This is a genomic window from Haloarcula sp. MBLA0163 (assembly GCF_055632435.1).
Genome location: NZ_CM145745.1, coordinates 1,595,859 through 1,610,473 on the forward strand (window position 1 = coordinate 1,595,859; position 14,615 = coordinate 1,610,473).

The window sequence follows — 14,615 nt, forward strand, 5'->3', positions numbered from 1 at the left end:
GTATTTGTCGATGTCCGAACTGTTCACCGACCCTCGAGGGTCGGGAAAGCCGAGCGTACCGTGTTCCACAGGTCCCGCGCGAACGGGCCCGGGTCGTCGCTGCTGAGGACGTCGAACCGGGGCTGGGTGACCAGCGACGAGAGGATGTCGGTCGCCGTCTGCGACAGCGACGGTTTGGGGACGAACGGGTACGACTCGGTGGCGACGCTGAGGAGGTGGACCAGCTCGCCACGCAGGAGGTGCGACGCCGTCCCGGGCGTGTACTGGGGGTGGAACGGACCGGTCACGCCGTTGGCGAGGTGCCAGTAGTACAGCGGGTAGTCGACGCCGGCGTGGTGGTCACACGGCATCGAGGACCAGAACCGGGGATTGATCTCGAGCATCTTGAACGCGCCCGTCTCCTCGTCGCGGATGAACCCGACCGAGGCCGGGCCGTGCCACTCCAGTTCGTCGAGCAGGGCCAGCGCGGCATCCCGGAGCTCCGGGACGTCGACGGCCTCGTGGTAGATGCTCGGGCCGCGCGGGTACTTGTAGCCCCGCCGGAGCGCCTTCTGGGTCGTCAGGACCGGCTCCCCCTCGTCGTAGAGCGCGCGGACGGTGTACTCCGTCCCCGGCACGTACGCCTGGACGATGGGGACGTGCCCCATGCGTTCGACCAGGTCATCGACGTCCGGCCTGTCGCCGGGTTCGATGTACTGGGTGTTCGGCGTCGGGTGGACCGCACCCGCGGCGATTCCGTCGACGTAGTGGTCGGTAACGAGCCCGTACCGCGACTTCGAGATGAGCGGGCGGTCCCAGTCCGTAACGTCATCGAGGAGCCACGTCTCCGGGACGTCGACGCCGGCCCGCTCGGCGGCGGCCACGAGTTCGACTCTGTCGTGCGCGGCCGCCAGCGTCTCCATGTCCGGCCAGACCGGGCGGAGGTACTCGGCGAACGCGTCCCGGAACTTCGAGAGCACGAAGACGTCCTCCTCGCGCACGGGTGCGATGGTCGCGACGGACGGCCGGGCCGCCAGGTCGAGCAACGCATCGCGGTAGGCGTACAGGTCCGTCTGCGGGTCGGGCAACGAGGCGCGCTCGTCGACGTACTTCGACGCGAACACCGGCGGATGCGACCGCTCCGAGGCGGCGATTGTCCGGATACCGCGACGGCCGAGGGCTCGGACGATACTCAGCGGTGCGGCCGACGTGTTCGAGACCACGACGGCACTGCTGGGCGTCCCTACGTCCTCCATACCCGCGGCATCGAGGGGTGTCTCGATAGTAATCGGTACCGTATCGCCCGTAAGCGCCACGTTCCGCCCGTCCGTTCACTCCTCGGCCGCGAGGGTGAGTGCGAGGCCGTCGCGGAGCGTCACCGACGCCTCGAAGTCGAGGTGGTCGCGGGCGGCACCCACGTCGGCCTCGCTCCTGTCGATGTCTCCCTCCCGCGGCGGGACGTGTTCGATGGGCACGTCGGCGCCGACAACCTCCCGGACCGTCTCGGCGAGGCGGTTGATGGTGACACTCTCGCCGGTGCCCACGTTGAACGGGCGGCCGACGGTGTCTGTCGTCGCCGCCCGCAGGTTCGCCCTGACGACGTCGCCGACGTAGACGAAGTCCCGGGTCTGGTCGCCGTCGCCCTCGACGGTCAGCGGGTCGCCGGCCTGGGCCTGCCTGACGAACGTGCCGATGACGCCCGCGTACTCCCCGTCGAGCCCGCGGGGTCCGTAGACGTTGAAGTACCGGAGCGGGACCGTCGGCACGCCGTACGTCTCCGTGTAGAACGCGGCGTACTGCTCGTTGAGGCGCTTCTCGAAGCCGTAGGGCGACTGCGGGTCGAGGGGGTCACCCTCGGAGACGGGGACGGCGGCCGGGTCCCCGTAGACGGCGGCACTCGAGGCCAGGACGACGCGGGCGTCGTGGCGGCGCGCGCAGTCGAGGACGCCGACGGTCGCCGACCCGTTCAGGTCGTGGCAGGCGACCGGTCGCTCGACGGACTCGGGGACGCTGACCATCGCCGCTTCGTGGAACACCACGTCGGCCCCGGCCATCGCCTCGTCGACAGTCGATTCGTCCCGGACGTCGCCCTCGACGACAGTCACGCCGTCGGGCAGGTGGTCCCGCGACCCCGTCGAGAAGTCGTCGAGGACGGTCACGTCGTTCGTCGGCGCGAGCGCGGCGACGAGGTGGCTCCCGACGAACCCCGCACCGCCCGTGACCAGTACCTCACGTTCGCTGAGCGCGTCCACTGCCATCTCGACCGGTGGGTGCGTGGACGCGGCGTAAGTTATGCGGTGACGAACCGTGCGTTGGGTGTGCCTACGGGTCGCTCCCGGGCGTGTTCGGCACCGACGACAGACCGTCGGCGGGCGCGCTCGCGCGAACGGGGAGTATAACAATGACGGTCACTCTGAAAGTCGTCTCCGATGACGGAACAGGTCCCGTTCACGGACGTCTACGTCGACGACGACATCGTCGACAGCGTCGTCGAGACGCTCGAATCGCGGCGCTACGTCAAGGGCCCGCGGGTCGAGGAACTCGAAGCACAGTTCGCCGAGACGTGCGGCGTCGACCACGCCGTCGGCGTCAGCAGCGGGACGGCCGCGCTGTACCTGGCGATGAAGAGCGCCGGTATCGGCGAGGGCGACCAGGTACTGGTCCCCGGCCACACCTTCTTCGCGACGGTCAGCCCCGTCCTCGAACTCGGTGCCGACCCGGTGTTCGTCGACATCGACCCGCAGACCTCCACGATGAGCGGGACGGACCTCGCGCGCAAGGCGTCCGACGCCGACGACGCGTCGGCCGTGGTCCCGGTCCACCTCTACGGCCACCCCGTCGAGATGGAGGCGGTCAGGAGCGTCGCCGACGCCCACGACCTGACGGTCGTCGAGGACGCCTGCCAGGCCCACGGGGCGACCTACCGCGGCGACCCCGTCGGCAGCCTCGGCGACGTCGCCGGCTTCAGCTTCTACCCGTCAAAGAACATGACCGTCGCGGGCGACGGCGGCATCCTCGTGACGGACGACGCGGAGCTGGCACGGACGGCCCGCGAGCTGCGCAACCACGGCCGGGACGCCGACGGGAACCACGTCCGCCTCGGTCTGAACCACCGGCTGGACGAGGTCAGCGCGGCCGCCGGGCTCGAGCAGCTCTCCCACCTGGCCGACTGGAACGCCGACCGGGCGGCCGCCGCGGACCGCTACCGCGAGCGACTGGCTGGCGTGGAGGCCGTCGACCTCCCGGTCGAACGCGAGGACGTCACGCACGTCTACCACCTGTTCGTCGTGCAGGTGCCAGACCGGGACGGCCTCCGGGCCTATCTGGACGACGAGGGCATCCAGACCGGCATCCACTACGACCCGCCGGTCCACCTGACGCCGGCGATGCGGGACCACCTCGCCGAGGTGCCCGCCCTCCCCGAGACGGAACGGGCCTGTGAGCGCATCGTCTCGCTCCCGATGCACCCCCGCATCACGGAAGCCGAGATAGACCGCGTCTGCGAGGCGATCCGGAGGTACTACCGATGAGGTACGGCGTCGTCGGCACGGGCTACTGGGGGAAGAACCACGTCCGGGTCGCCCGGGAGTTGCTGGACGAGGGCCGGCTCGACGAGGTGGTCATCTGCGACGCCGACGAGCGCCGCGTCGAGTCGCTGGCCGACTCCTACGACCTCCCCTACGTCACCGACGTCGCGGAGATGGACGTCGACGCCGCGACGGTGGCGACCCCCTCGACGACCCACCGCGCCATCGGGACCGACATGCTGGAGCGCGGAATCGACCTCCTCATAGAGAAACCGCTCGCGCTGAACGCCGCGGACGCGTGGGACCTCGTCGAGACGGCCGAGGACAACGACTGTTCGCTGGGCGTCGGGCACATCTTCCGGTACCACCCGGCGCTCCGGGCGCTGAAACGCCGCGTCGACCGCGGTGAACTCGGCCGCATCAAGTACCTCCAGACGCGGCGGTTCTCCTTCCGCGTGCCCCGCCGGACGACCGGCGTGCTGTACTCGCTGGCGGTCCACGACGTCGACGTCTACGACTACCTGCTGGACGCACGCCCGGACACGGTGCACGGCCGCTTCGACTCGTTCGTCCGCGAGGGCATCGTCGAGACGTCGACGCTGACGCTGGGCTACGACGACGTCACGGGCGTCATCAACTCCTCGTGGCAGATTCCCGTCTTCGACAAGACGCGGGACCTCGTCGTCGTCGGGTCGAACCGCTCGGCGTACATCGACTACCTGGAGAACACGAAACTGGAACTGTTCGACGCCGAGGTGTTCTCCGACCCCGACGACGGGCTGAAGTCACGCAACGACGGCGCCATCGTCCACACGACGGACGACGAGGAGCCGCTGAAGACAGAGGTCGAGGCGTTCGTCGAGGCCAGCGAGAACGGCGACCACCCGCCGGCCAGCGGCGCGGTCGGGGCACGTGCTGTCGAGACGCTGGAACACGCCGAGCGCTCCGCGGCGAAGAACGAGGTCGTCACCCTCGACCGGCCCGAACTCGCGACGCAGTTCTGAGTGGACCCTGGGCCCCCGCCGGAGGCGACGCGTTCGACGTCAGCCGGTTCGGCGGTTCGAACGTGGCTGGAGGGGAAGGGTTTGAGTAGGTCTACCCGTAGAGGGACGTATGGATACGGACCGACTGAAGGAACTCGCGCCCCACTACGTCGCGATGTTCGTGCTGGTGTTCCTGGTACTCGCAGCCGTTCGCTCGCTCGTGGGCGAAATCGGGTTCTGGACCGAGCTGGCGGTCATCGTCGTCGTGGTGTTCGCCTACCGGCCCGTCGTCGTACGCCTCGGCATCGGTCCCAGCAGCTGGGAGTAGCCATTCTGCGCCGTTCCCAGTCCCCGAGGTCCACTGCAGAACGCTCCCCTGAGCCGTCCGAGGGTGGCCGCCCTCAGTCCTGTGCGAGCGCCGTCGACGTCGCATCGCGTTCGACGTCGAATTCGGGCACCGGTGCGTCGTCGAAGATGTCGGCGTACGACGCGGCCGTCAACTGCACCCGATGGCCACCCAGGACCGTGTAGGCCGGCTGGAACGGCGGGAAGTCGAGGGCGCGAATCTTGTCGTACACCGCCAGCTGGGTCGCCTCGTCGTCGGCCGCCAGTCGCTCCGGCGGAATCAGCTTCGCGCCGTCGAGGCTCTCCTTGGTGTAGAAGTAGCGCTCGCCATCGTAGGCCGCCTGCGGCGTCGTGACCCGATGGATGTCGCCGTCTTTCAGCGTCGGGAGGTGTTCCCGGAACATGGCGACCGAGGCCTCGGTGACGCGGTCGTACAGCGTGCGCGCGGTGTCGGTCTCGCGGATGGGGACGAAGTCGCGGGCGAGCACGTCCCCGGCGTCCACCTCCGGCGCCATCACGTGGAACGTGGTGCCGTACTTCCAGTGGTCGTCCTCGCGGGCGTTCATGATGGCGTGGCTGAAGACGTTGCTCCCGCGATAGCGGGGCAGTTCGGCCTGGTGGAGGTTCAGCGGCGCGACGTTCGGGTGGTCCAGCAGCTCCTCGCCGAGGATGCTCGGGTAGTAGACGCTCACGAGGTAGTCGACGTCGTAGTCGAGGACGTCGCGCTCGTCCGCGCGCGTGAAGACCTCGTGACCGAGGCGCTCGGCCCGGTCGTACAGGCACCCGTCCCACCACGTGTCCTCGTCGGGACCGTAGGTGACGACCAGTTTCACGCGGAAGTCGTCGTCGCTGGTGAGTAGTTCGAGGCATCGCTCGCCGAGGGGGTGGCTCCCCATGAACGCGACCGAGGGCATGGGCCGTCCTAGCCCAACCGGAGCCGTAGTTATGGAGTGCCTGTCAGGTGATGAAAGACAGGACGGCGCGCGGTTCGAGGAGACCGCTGGCGACCGAGAGCGCCGCCCAGATGGCCCCGCCGAGGAGGATGGCGCCCGCGAGTGTGAGCAGGCCCGTGACGTACGGCATCACCGTGTAGACGACGCCCCCCATCACGACGGCGATGGCGGTGACGCGGGCGAGGTGGTTGCCGACGGCCGCCGCGTCGAACGGGAGTTCCTGGTGGAGGTAGTACATGTTGACCAGTCCGTACCCGGAGTAGGTCAGGACCGTCGCGATGCCGGCGCCGAGCGCCCCCAACGGCGGAATGAGGACGAGGTTCAGCCCGACGTTCCCGACGGCGCTGGTCCCGCGGGCGACGGCCCGCACGCGGGCGAGGCCGAGGTAGTCGAGCGTGTTGGCCGTTATCTTCTCTATGGCGCGCATGATAACGAAGACGCCGTACAGTTGAATCAGCGGGACCGCGCCGAGGTAGTCCGTGCCGACGACGTACCGCACCAGCGGGTCGGCGACCACGAAGAGGCCGGCGGCGGCGGGCACGTACAGCAGGATGATGTTCCTGAGCGACTGCTCGTAGATGTTCGCGGCCCGGTCGCGGTTCTCGGCGGCCGACTGCTCGCCGAGCGTCGGCACGACGGCGTACCCGAGCGACTGTGCGGGGACGATACAGAGGTCCGCGACCTGTCTGGCGAGCGTGTAGAACGCCACGGCCACCGGCGTCGACAGCATCCCGACGAGGACGGTGTCTATCTTGCTGTCGAGGACGACGCTCGCCCGCGTGGCCGCCGTCGGGACGCTGTACCGGAGCAGCCGGCGGCGGAGACCGGTCTCGGCGTCCTCGGTCTTCGGGAGCCCCCGGTAGAACCGCGTGTACAGGAGCGCGAACCCCAGCATCGCGGTCACGCCGAACCCGATGACGTAGCCCGCCATCGCGCCGACGACGCCGTAGCCGAGGACGACCAGCGCCACGGCCGCGCACAGTCTGACGACGCTGTTGGTCGCGGTGAGGACGGCGCTGTACGTGACGGCGTTGAACGCCTGGAACACGGACCGCTCGTAGCTGATGAACGAGCGGCCGGCGACGTAGAGGCCGCCGACGGTCAGGACGGGCGCCACCTCCGGTCGGTTGAGCAGGGCCGCGAGCGGCGCGCTGGCGAGGGAGATGGCCGCCGAGACGCCGACGGCCATCGCGACGACGCCGTAGAACGACCACCGCATGATGTGGCGGACCTGCGTCTCGTCCTGTTCGAGGTACTCGTTGACGTACCGGGCCGTCGCCTTCGTCAGTCCGAGCGTGCCGAACAGTTCGGCCACGCCGACCACCGAGACGGCGAAGTAGAGCAGTCCGTACTGCTCCGGGTCGAGCAGGTACCGGGTCAGGACGAGGAGGAGCGCCCCGTTGGCGATGGCGTGGACGACCCGGGAGAACAGCGTCGCTTTGAACCCCTTGGCGATGCGCTCCCGGAGCGTCATCGGAGGCAGTCCTCACCCCTGACGAAGTAGAGCCGGTAGTCGCCGTTCGACTGGACTCGGTAGACGTCGGGGTTCTGCCGGAAGGAACGGAACGCCTCCGCCGAGTAGCGGAAGCCCTCGTACAGGCCGATCTCCTTCTGGTAGTCCTTGGTGGTCAGCGGGACGTACCGACAGTGGGAGTAGTGGGTCGACTCGTTGTTGCCGAACACCGCGAACGGTATCTTCTCCTCCTTCCCGGGGAAGTGCTCGCCGGTCGGCGTGTAGTCGGAGTAGGTCGTCCCGTAGTAGGCGTCGACGAAGCGGCGCGGGCCTCCACGCGGCCCGGCGAACCACACCGACGGGTCGCGGTTCTCGAAGGTGGTGACGTGTCCCTCGTAGTACGTCTCCGGGACGTGGTCGGAGTCCTTATAGATGTGCGGGGACTGGTGGAGTATCATGGCCTGTGGCACCACGAGGAGGACGAGGACGACCGCGACGGCGGCCCGCCAGTTCTCCGTCGAGAAGTCCAGTCCGAACGGGATGCCGTCGGCGACGGCCACCGCGGCGAGGATGGTGACGAACACCATCATGAAGCCGAGGTAGCGGAACGGCTGGCGGGTAACGCTCGTGATGAAAAAGATACCGAACAGCATGAACACCGGCACGAACCCGAACGTGAGGTAGCGCAGCATCGCGTTCCGGTCGGGGTACTGGTCGTCGAGCCGGTCGGATAGCACCGCGAGCATCACGAGGCCGGCGACTATCGAGAGGACGGTGCTGACGAGGAACACCTTCGCGAACAGGATGCCGATGCCGCTCCCGATGGCCGACAGCGAACTGCTGGACTGGGATATCTCGTCGGCCGGGTTCGCACCGTACAACAGGCCGCTGACGACGGTCCCCATCGTCCCCGTCGCACGCTCGAACCGGGGCGTCCACAGCGCGAAGAACAGGCCGACGACGACGGCCTGGGGCGCCAGCGACCGATGGCCGCTGATGCGCTCCTCGAACCGGACGTGGCCGTACAGCTGTGCGAGCACCTGCAGGCCCAACCCGGCGACGATGGCGAACAGGACGTTCGACCCGGCCTGTGGGTGGATAAGGATGGCCGAGATGCCGACCAGCGTCAGCACGACACCCATCGGCGTGACGATGCGAACGCCCCGAGCGGTCAGCAGCGACTCCCTGTCGCCGAGGTACCTGAGCAGGACGTACAGGGCGAACGGCGTGAAGAAGATGGCCTCGCTCGTCGGGTACGGGAAGATGTAGGTGTGGATGTTGTTGATGGGCAGGAAGAGCAGGGCGAAGAACGTCCCGACGGCGACGGCGTTCGAGCGGGCGGCGATGCGGGCGACACAGAGGGCGGTGAAGAGGACGTACAGGCCGACGAAGAAGAGCACGACCAGCTGGAGCGAGCGGCGCGGCGGCAGCCCGGAGACGCTCGTCATGGTGACGGCGGTGCTGTGGATGCCCGGATAGAGGAAGTTCACCGGGTTGAGCGCCCCCTCGGCTATCATCCGGGTCCAGCCGAGGTAGCTGAGCGCGTCCCCGACGCCGTAGTAGTAGTAGTCCCGGACCATCGGCAGGAGCGCCACGGAGAGGCCGACGAGCGTCCCGAGCAGCAGTGCGAGCCGGTTGCGCGCCGTCGCGACCGGTGCGTTCAGGCCGACGAGGACGGCGGTGACGAAGGCGAGGGCTACCCCTACCCAGAACGGGGCCGGCGTCGCGCTGTAGATGGATATCTCGTACCCGGTCGGGACGTGGCTCGCGGCCACGGTGACCCCGACGGTGTAGGCGATGTAGCCGACGAGGAGGGCGGCGACGTGACGGCGACGTTTCGAGGACATGACGGCTATCTGGAACCTGCTGGGGGGTGTTCAGCCATTGTTATGGTCTGTCTGTGAACGGTATGTCCGGGTTTCTGTTCAGTCGTCTATCACGTCTTCGTAGACGCCGACGATGCGTTCGCCCATCCGCTCCAGCGCGATGGCGTCGGCGTACTCGCGACCGTTCGAGCGGTCGTGGCTGGCCAGAATCTCGGCCAGCGCGTCGGCCAACGCGGCGTCGTCGTCGCTGACGGCGCTCGGTTCGACCGGCGCCAGACGGGTGCGGACGTCGCCGACGTCCGTCGAGACGACGGGCAGGTTACAGGCCATCGCCTCCTTCACCGTGTTCGGCGACCCTTCGCGGCGCGAGGTCATCAGCATCGCGTCCGCGGCGTTGAGGTAGTACGGCATCCGGTGGTGGGGGACGCCGGTCGCCGTCCGCAGCGACACGTCGGCGTCGACGCGGTCCCGAGCGCCGTCGACGACGCGTTCGGCGCGCGGGTAGTTCTTCACGTCCCGTTTCGGCGGGTACGGGAAGAGGACGATGCGTTCGTCGGCCGGCCAGCCCAGCTCCTCGCGGGCCGTCGCCTGGTCCATGGGCCGGAAGACAGAGAGGTCGACGCCGTGTGGGATGACGAGGCACTCGCCCTCGTATATCTCCGCCATCCCCTCCGACATGACGATGACCTCGTCACAGAACCGGGCGAACCGCTGTGTGACCGGCCCGTACCTGCCCATGAGGTCCGACCCCCACAGCGAGAGGACGACGGGGAGGGTCGGTTGCGCGACGGCCATCGGCGCGGTGAGGCCGTAGTTCGCGTGGATGAGGTCGTAGTCGTCGAGCGAGTTCGCCAGCACCGACGGGTAGAACTTCGCGTAGTCGAGGATGGAGCGCTTCCCGTCCTCGTCGGCGTCGATGGACTCGGAGCGGTTCCGACCGGGGACCGACAGCGTCGTCAGCTCGACGCCACGGCGTTCCAGCTCCTGTACCTGTGCCCGGAAGAACTGGGCGTCCTTGTTCGTGACGAGGTTGAGGACCCGAATCGTGGTCACCGTGTCACCGCCGTGAAGGCCGATTTCGCGATGTTCATCGCCGCACTGTCCGTCTCGATGGCGTAGTAGGGGACCAGTTCGCCGGCGAACTTCCCCTTGTAGTCACAGAGGCGTCGCGTGTTCGCACCCATCAGGTCGTACTCCGTGATGGCCTCGAAGGCGGGGTCCGTGAGCACGTCCTCGATGACCCGCCAGTGGACCAGACTGTTGACGCTGACGCCGTCGTGTTCGGTGCGCGCACCGCCCTGCCAGAAGTACGCCGTGTCGGGACCGTACAGCACCGTCACCCCGGAGACGAACTCGCCGTCGCCGTCCCGTGCGACGTACGCTCTGGCCCGGTCGCCGAGGCCCGTGGCGAGGTCCCTGACGTAGGCCCACGTGAGCGGGAAGCCGCGGTCCTGGTCGACGTACCGCTCGCGGGTCGTCTCGAACACCTCCCTGATGGCGTCGAGGCCCTCGACCGAGACGGTCACGTCGCTCTCCTGGCCCCGGCGGATGTCCCGGCGGAGGCTCTTGCTGAACGAGCCGAGGACGGTGTCCGGGTCCGTGTCGGCGAGGTCGACGACGTAGGTGAACTGTGTCGAGAGGTCGAAGTCGGCCCACTGGAAGGGGCGCGGGTCGCCGTAGTGGCGCGGGGTCAGGAGGCGGACGAGTGAGAGCGCCCTCGTCGCTCCGAGGTCGTCGAGGACGGCCTCGACGAACTGCTTGTTCACGCGCTCGCGCTTGCGCTGTTTCGGGCTCGTCGGCATCACGATCGGACCGAGTCGGGGGATGTTCATACCGGGCGGCGGGGACATGAGCGTCCGCCCGACGGTCCGACGCGTCTCGACGATGGGAAGCAGGCCGACGGGTTCCTGTCCCTTGAACCCGCCGAAGAGGACGAGGTCGCCGTCGACGTGCGTCTCGACGGCCGACAGCGCCGCAGGGAGATGGAAGACCTCGTACCCGCTGGACGGCAGTGCGTCCCCCCACTCTGGGAGTGTCAGTCGTTCGACTCGCATCTTGCGGTCCCGAGTCACCTGTCGACGGTATTGGTTATCTGGTTCCTACGCGCTCGGTGTAGAGGTCGCCCGGTGGGCCGACCCACGCGCCCCGGTCGAGTGCGGCCCGCACGAGCCGACGGTAGAGGCGGTCGTACCCCGGGTGGTCGCGGCTGAAGTAGCGCGGGTGCCACAGCACCGTCATCACCGCGTCGTTGGCGTCGGCCTCGTCGAGGAGCGCCTCGCAGGCGGCCCACGCCCGGTCGAACGAGTCCGCGGGGTCGGGCAGCGCCGCCTCCATCGCCGTCAGCGGGAAGACGACGAACGCGTCGTCGAACGGTCGGAACGGGTGGTAGCCGTCGGTGAACCCGTACTCGGTCGGGCTCCCGAGCGTCGTGTCGTACCGCAGGCCGATGGCGCGGTAGTGCTCCCACGTCTCCGGGCGCTCGAGCCGCAGGTAGTGCTGGCGGCCGCCGAGGACCGGTTCGCCCAGCACCGACTCGAGGTGGGCCTTCTCCGAGCGGAGGCGCTCCCGGTCGTCGACGGACTCGTAGGACCCGTGGAGACCCACCTCCCACCCGCCGGACCGCAGCGTCTGGAGGAGGTCCCGTATCCGCTCGTCCTCGATGTCGTACCGGCCGGCGTACAGTTGCCAGCCCTCCATGGTCAGCCACTCGCTCGGCGACCGGTCGGTGAACAGCGACTGCTCGTCGAGGACGTAGAACGCCGACCGGACTCCCTCTCCCCGCTCGAAGTCCAGCAGGTCGTCGAACGTCCAGTACGGCGTCCGGCTGGGCGCGAGGTCCAGCAAGTGACTCGGGTCCCGGCGGGTGAGCGCGTAGAACAGGGACTGGTAGGTCTTGTACGGCCGGTCGATGTCGTGGGTGAGACAGAGGGCGAACTCGTGTCCGTCCGGCACCCACGCCGACCCGGTGACGCGGTCGCTCATCGGCCCGCGTCCAGCGTCTCCGCGACGACGACGTCGGTGACGTCGACGCGTTCGGCGAGCAGTCGCTCCCGGCGGTGGTCCCACTGGGCGGCCGACTCGGGGCTCTCGACGATGTCCCGCACGCGGGCTATGGCCTCGTCCTCGTCGGCCACGTTGACGATGAGACCGCGGTCGTCCAGTTCGCGGAACATCGAGATGTCGTCGTCGCCGACGAAGGAGTTCGACCGGACCGACGGCGTCCCGAGGAGCGCGGCCTCCAGCGCCATCGTCTGTGAGTCGCCGACGTAGCCGTCGGCGTAGTACAGCAGGTCGTGGATGGCCTCCGGCGGGATAGGGAGGCGGTGGGGCTCGAACTCGGGCGGGAGTTCGGACTCGCTGGTGATGTACACCGTGCCGCGCTCCGAGAGGTAGTCGACGAGGCGGCGTTTGGCGTCGCGGCTGAACCCGGAGCGGCCGACGTCGTGGTGTGCCGCCCACGAGACGAACCGCAGGACGTAGTACGGTTCGTCGACGGCGATGCCGTGGTCGCGCAGGGTCGTCGGGTCCGGGTCGAAGCGGTCCGGGTGGAGGTAGGCGAGCTCGTGGTAGCCGTCGTAGCGACGGTGCTTCTCGCCGAGGTCCAGCTCGAACCCCGCCGGCGTGCAGATGCGGGAGGTGAACGGGACGGTGAACCGCCGGAGAGAGCGCGTCTCCACCTCGTCGTCGGTGAACGTGACGCTGGGCGTCCCGGTCAGGCGGGCCGCCTGCGCGGCGACGGGACTGAGGTGGCTCACGACGACGTCGGAACCGAACGCGCGGATGGCCCGGATGAGTTTCAGTTCGCGTAGCGCCCACTCCAGCAGCAGGCGCGGCGTCGAGTCGGCCTGCGTCGACAGCACCTCGTAGTCGATGTCGTAGGCGTCGAGCAGGTCCGTCGTGACCTCCTTCTCACGGGCGGTGACGAGCGTCTCGTGACCGCGGTCCTGCAGCTCCCAGACGGCGTGTTTGAACAGGTGGACGTGGGCCGGGTGTCCCACCTCGAAGTGGACGTTCATCGCAGCAGCGTCAGCCCCCGTTTGCCGACGTTGGTGATGGCGTCTTTGGCCGCCTCGGCGACCAGCTCCGGCGCCGAGTCCGCCCACCGGTTGGGGTGTGTCAGCAGGCAGGCCCGGTCGACCCGGTGGGTGCGCAGGAGCGCCCGGAGGTCGGCCGTCGAGTCAGCTCCGAAGCGCTTCTCGCCCTCGCCCATCGTGTGGTCCTTTATCTTGAGTGCCCCGTCGCGCCACGTCCGTCCGGTGTCCGAGAAGTAGGTCACGTCCGTGAAGTCCATCGAGAGGTACGCCTCCCCGAGGATACCGTACGGTTCGAGGTCCGAGGGGTCGTCCCACATGTCGCGGTTGTCGTGGGGCGTCAACGGGTTGCCGTGCATGCAGACGGTGTCGACGGTGGCGTGCTCGCGCAGGCGGCCGAGGTGGTCGGCGAACGACTCCCTGGCGGCCTCGACGTCGCCGTCGGCGCGATCCAGGTCCTCGTAGTGGTAGCCGACCTCGTGACCGAGCGCCTCGAGGCGCTCGACCTTCTCGGGGTGGAACACCTTCTCGATGGTGCGGACGTAGTACGTGCTGGCGACGTCGCGCTCGGCTTCGAGCCGCGCGAACCGGACCGAGTTCTCGGGCTTGCGGTCCACGTCGTGGCGGAGAATCAGGAACCGGTCGGGAAGCGACTCGCGCCGGACGTACTCGCGGACCGTCAGGAAGTCGTAGCCCGCGTCGAGCGCGGTGTCCAGCAGCGCTGCGTAGGCGTCGTCGGTGAAGTCGCGCGTCATCGGTAGGCGTTGGCGGCGTCGAGATGCTCCGGCAGCGGGCGGTGTTTCGCGGGCGTCCCGACCGCCAGCGTCCGGGGCGGCACGTCGTCGGTGACGACGGCCCCGGCCGCGACGAACGAGCGCTCGCCCACGGTGACGCCCGGCAGGAGCGTCGCGTTCGCGCCGATAGAGACGTCGTCTTCCAGCGTCGGGCCGACGAGGTCGACGTCCATGCGGAGGGGGTACGGGTCGTTCGTCAGCGTCGCCCGCGGGCCGAGGAACACCCGGTCGCCGATTACCGTCTTCGGCGGGACGTACACCCCGGTCTGCATGCTCACGCCGTCGCCGACGTCGGTCTGGCCGTCGATGACCGTCTGCGTGCCGACGACGACGTCGTGTCCGACCGTCGACTGCTCGCGGATGACCGCGTCGTGCCCCGTCTGTAACCCGTCGCCGACGACGACGTCGGGATAAATCACCGTCCCGGAGCGGACGACGCCGTCGTCGCCGATGCTCGCGGGGGTCTGGTCTCCCTCGGGCGGGAGTATCTGTGCCGACTCGGCGATGCGGCACCTACTCCCGAGTTGACACTTACTCATGCGCGCGGCCTCCGCGGAGGGAGACGGTACGTCTCGAACCGGTCGACACAGCGGGTCCCGTTCATCTGTGCTCTGTCGGAGATTTCAGCAAGTTCCGGGCTTTGTTATGGACGCCCTGTGAAATCGGCGGTCGCGACCGGTCGCCGTCGGTGGGTCGTAACCTGATGCTACAGTCGGCTTACCGG

The 14,615-nt window shown here is 68.6% G+C and carries 14 protein-coding genes; 3 read left to right on the top strand and 11 right to left on the bottom strand.

From position 1 onward, the window contains the following. Positions 1 to 23: 23 nt before the first annotated feature. Together ACV7GQ_RS08445 and ACV7GQ_RS08450 are read right to left on the bottom strand one after the other, a co-directional pair. Positions 24 to 1,235, bottom strand: coding sequence for a carboxylate--amine ligase (locus ACV7GQ_RS08445; RefSeq protein WP_470313069.1), 1,212 nt, complete (start codon positions 1,233 to 1,235; stop codon positions 24 to 26). 75 nt (positions 1,236 to 1,310) lie between these two features. Beyond that, on the bottom strand, positions 1,311 to 2,237 hold the full coding sequence (locus ACV7GQ_RS08450) for an NAD-dependent epimerase/dehydratase family protein (RefSeq protein ID WP_470313070.1): 927 nt from the start codon (positions 2,235 to 2,237) through the stop codon (positions 1,311 to 1,313). A gap of 171 nt (positions 2,238 to 2,408) precedes the next feature. Here ACV7GQ_RS08450 and ACV7GQ_RS08455 point away from each other — a divergent pair, with 171 nt between their 5' ends. The 3 genes from ACV7GQ_RS08455 to ACV7GQ_RS08465 all read left to right on the top strand — a co-directional run bounded on the left by ACV7GQ_RS08455 (position 2,409) and on the right by ACV7GQ_RS08465 (position 4,817). Continuing rightward, on the top strand, positions 2,409 to 3,509 hold the full coding sequence (locus ACV7GQ_RS08455) for a DegT/DnrJ/EryC1/StrS family aminotransferase (protein WP_470313071.1): 1,101 nt from the start codon (positions 2,409 to 2,411) through the stop codon (positions 3,507 to 3,509). Beyond that, a complete protein-coding gene (locus tag ACV7GQ_RS08460; RefSeq protein WP_470313072.1) occupies positions 3,506 to 4,510 on the top strand; it encodes a Gfo/Idh/MocA family protein in 1,005 nt (334 codons plus the stop codon). The genes ACV7GQ_RS08455 and ACV7GQ_RS08460 overlap by 4 nt, the downstream gene beginning before the upstream one ends. A gap of 109 nt (positions 4,511 to 4,619) precedes the next feature. After that, a complete protein-coding gene (locus ACV7GQ_RS08465) occupies positions 4,620 to 4,817 on the top strand; it encodes a hypothetical protein (protein WP_470313073.1) in 198 nt (65 codons plus the stop codon). A gap of 73 nt (positions 4,818 to 4,890) precedes the next feature. On the opposite strand, the gene ACV7GQ_RS08470 is transcribed toward ACV7GQ_RS08465, so the two are convergent. The 9 genes from ACV7GQ_RS08470 to ACV7GQ_RS08510 all read right to left on the bottom strand — a co-directional run bounded on the left by ACV7GQ_RS08470 (position 4,891) and on the right by ACV7GQ_RS08510 (position 14,430). Next, complete coding sequence (locus tag ACV7GQ_RS08470) at positions 4,891 to 5,748, bottom strand: methionyl-tRNA formyltransferase (RefSeq protein WP_470313074.1); 858 nt, start codon at positions 5,746 to 5,748, stop codon at positions 4,891 to 4,893. A 43-nt stretch (positions 5,749 to 5,791) separates the two neighbouring features. Beyond that, positions 5,792 to 7,261 (bottom strand): flippase, encoded by a 1,470-nt coding sequence (locus ACV7GQ_RS08475; protein WP_470313075.1) that lies wholly within the window; start codon positions 7,259 to 7,261, stop codon positions 5,792 to 5,794. After that, the gene (locus tag ACV7GQ_RS08480; RefSeq protein WP_470313076.1) at positions 7,258 to 9,087 is read right to left on the bottom strand and encodes a hypothetical protein; all 1,830 of its coding nucleotides are present in this window, start codon (positions 9,085 to 9,087) and stop codon (positions 7,258 to 7,260) included. The genes ACV7GQ_RS08475 and ACV7GQ_RS08480 overlap by 4 nt, the downstream gene beginning before the upstream one ends. 78 nt (positions 9,088 to 9,165) lie before the next feature. Continuing rightward, entirely contained in the window at positions 9,166 to 10,110 is a 945-nt protein-coding gene (locus tag ACV7GQ_RS08485) for a glycosyltransferase (protein ID WP_470313147.1), read from the bottom strand. Between the two features lie 5 nt (positions 10,111 to 10,115). Then, on the bottom strand, positions 10,116 to 11,120 hold the full coding sequence (locus ACV7GQ_RS08490) for a lipid II:glycine glycyltransferase FemX (RefSeq protein ID WP_470313077.1): 1,005 nt from the start codon (positions 11,118 to 11,120) through the stop codon (positions 10,116 to 10,118). 34 nt (positions 11,121 to 11,154) lie between these two features. Further along, positions 11,155 to 12,048 (bottom strand): polysaccharide deacetylase family protein, encoded by an 894-nt coding sequence (locus ACV7GQ_RS08495; protein ID WP_470313078.1) that lies wholly within the window; start codon positions 12,046 to 12,048, stop codon positions 11,155 to 11,157. After that, the gene (locus tag ACV7GQ_RS08500) at positions 12,045 to 13,082 is read right to left on the bottom strand and encodes a DUF354 domain-containing protein (RefSeq protein WP_470313079.1); all 1,038 of its coding nucleotides are present in this window, start codon (positions 13,080 to 13,082) and stop codon (positions 12,045 to 12,047) included. The genes ACV7GQ_RS08495 and ACV7GQ_RS08500 overlap by 4 nt, the downstream gene beginning before the upstream one ends. Further along, positions 13,079 to 13,852: a hypothetical protein gene (locus tag ACV7GQ_RS08505; RefSeq protein ID WP_470313080.1), complete on the bottom strand. Its 774-nt coding sequence runs from the start codon at positions 13,850 to 13,852 to the stop codon at positions 13,079 to 13,081. The genes ACV7GQ_RS08500 and ACV7GQ_RS08505 overlap by 4 nt, the downstream gene beginning before the upstream one ends. After that, positions 13,849 to 14,430, bottom strand: coding sequence for an acyltransferase (locus ACV7GQ_RS08510; RefSeq protein ID WP_470313081.1), 582 nt, complete (start codon positions 14,428 to 14,430; stop codon positions 13,849 to 13,851). The genes ACV7GQ_RS08505 and ACV7GQ_RS08510 overlap by 4 nt, the downstream gene beginning before the upstream one ends. Between the last annotated feature and the right edge of the window lie 185 nt (positions 14,431 to 14,615).

What these genes read in the sequence shown, in the direction of transcription:
- ACV7GQ_RS08465 (WP_470313073.1), top strand. Translation starts at nt 4,620, where the DNA reads ATGGATACGGACCGACTGAAGGAACTCGCGCCCCACTACGTCGCGATG.
- ACV7GQ_RS08455 (WP_470313071.1), top strand. Translation starts at nt 2,409, where the DNA reads ATGACGGAACAGGTCCCGTTCACGGACGTCTACGTCGACGACGACATC.
- ACV7GQ_RS08495 (WP_470313078.1), bottom strand. Translation starts at nt 12,048, where the DNA reads ATGAGCGACCGCGTCACCGGGTCGGCGTGGGTGCCGGACGGACACGAG.
- ACV7GQ_RS08500 (WP_470313079.1), bottom strand. Translation starts at nt 13,082, where the DNA reads ATGAACGTCCACTTCGAGGTGGGACACCCGGCCCACGTCCACCTGTTC.
- ACV7GQ_RS08490 (WP_470313077.1), bottom strand. Translation starts at nt 11,120, where the DNA reads ATGCGAGTCGAACGACTGACACTCCCAGAGTGGGGGGACGCACTGCCG.
- ACV7GQ_RS08450 (WP_470313070.1), bottom strand. Translation starts at nt 2,237, where the DNA reads ATGGCAGTGGACGCGCTCAGCGAACGTGAGGTACTGGTCACGGGCGGT.
- ACV7GQ_RS08505 (WP_470313080.1), bottom strand. Translation starts at nt 13,852, where the DNA reads ATGACGCGCGACTTCACCGACGACGCCTACGCAGCGCTGCTGGACACC.
- ACV7GQ_RS08470 (WP_470313074.1), bottom strand. Translation starts at nt 5,748, where the DNA reads ATGCCCTCGGTCGCGTTCATGGGGAGCCACCCCCTCGGCGAGCGATGC.
- ACV7GQ_RS08510 (WP_470313081.1), bottom strand. Translation starts at nt 14,430, where the DNA reads ATGAGTAAGTGTCAACTCGGGAGTAGGTGCCGCATCGCCGAGTCGGCA.
- ACV7GQ_RS08480 (WP_470313076.1), bottom strand. Translation starts at nt 9,087, where the DNA reads ATGTCCTCGAAACGTCGCCGTCACGTCGCCGCCCTCCTCGTCGGCTAC.
- ACV7GQ_RS08445 (WP_470313069.1), bottom strand. Translation starts at nt 1,235, where the DNA reads ATGGAGGACGTAGGGACGCCCAGCAGTGCCGTCGTGGTCTCGAACACG.
- ACV7GQ_RS08475 (WP_470313075.1), bottom strand. Translation starts at nt 7,261, where the DNA reads ATGACGCTCCGGGAGCGCATCGCCAAGGGGTTCAAAGCGACGCTGTTC.
- ACV7GQ_RS08460 (WP_470313072.1), top strand. Translation starts at nt 3,506, where the DNA reads ATGAGGTACGGCGTCGTCGGCACGGGCTACTGGGGGAAGAACCACGTC.